Origin of the sequence: Novacetimonas cocois, from assembly GCF_003311635.1 — a bacterium.
Lineage (GTDB): Bacteria > Pseudomonadota > Alphaproteobacteria > Acetobacterales > Acetobacteraceae > Novacetimonas > Novacetimonas cocois.
Map to the genome: position 1 here is coordinate 1 of NZ_QEXL01000066.1, position 833 is coordinate 833.

The following is an 833-nucleotide window of genomic DNA, read 5'->3' on the forward strand; positions in this document are numbered from 1 at the left end:
TAGGCTCAGGACCCATTGATATGAGTGTCAGGATGTGATTCAGGCTCGTTGAGGAGACTGAAGATGAGTGACCTGTATTGGCTGACGGACGAGCAGATGGAGCGTCTGCGGCCCTTTTTCCCGAAGAGCCATGGCAAACCCCGCGTTGATGACCGTCGTGTGTTGAGTGGGATCATTTTCGTGAACAGAAATGGTCTGCGTTGGCGTGATGCACCCCAGGAATACGGTCCACACAAGACGCTATACAACCGCTGGAAGCGCTGGAGCGCTATGGGGATATTCATCCGCATGATGGAGGGACTGACTACCGGCAAGGCAGAGCCTCAGACGATCATGATTGATGCGACCTATCTCAAGGCACATCGCACAGCTTCGAGCCTGCGGTTAAAAAAGGGGCTCCAGGCCGTCTGATTGGGCGCACCAAAGGCGGGATGAATACGAAGCTGCATGCCGTCACCGACCGGAACGGACGTCCGATCGACTTCTTCATGACAGCAGGCCAGATCAGTGATTACACCGGTGCGGCTGCCCTTCTGGACGGTCTCCCACCAGCCGAATGGATGCTGGCAGATCGGGGCTATGATGCTGACTGGTTCAGGGATGCCTTGGAGGAGAAAGGGATCAAACCCTGCATTCCGGGACGGAAATTCCGAGGGAAACCCATAAAATACGATAGGCGGAAATACAAAAGACGCAACCGTATCGAGATCATGTTCGGGAGGCTCAAGGACTGGAGACGGGTCGCGACACGCTATGACAGATGCCCCACCGTATTCTTCTCGGCAATCTGCCTCGCTGCAACCGTCATCTTCTGGCTATGAGTCCTGAGCCTA

The 833-nt window shown here is 55.2% G+C and carries 1 protein-coding gene; it reads left to right on the forward strand.

Annotated elements, in window-relative coordinates; translation table 11 throughout:
- The first annotated feature begins 63 nt into the window (after positions 1-63).
- Positions 64-821 (forward strand): IS5 family transposase gene (locus NJLHNGOC_RS15525; protein WP_113597113.1). Its coding sequence is split into 2 segments (ribosomal slippage): positions 64-397 and positions 397-821, totalling 759 coding nucleotides; the frame shifts between segments, so codons are not numbered across the junction.
- Positions 822-833 lie beyond the last annotated feature (12 nt).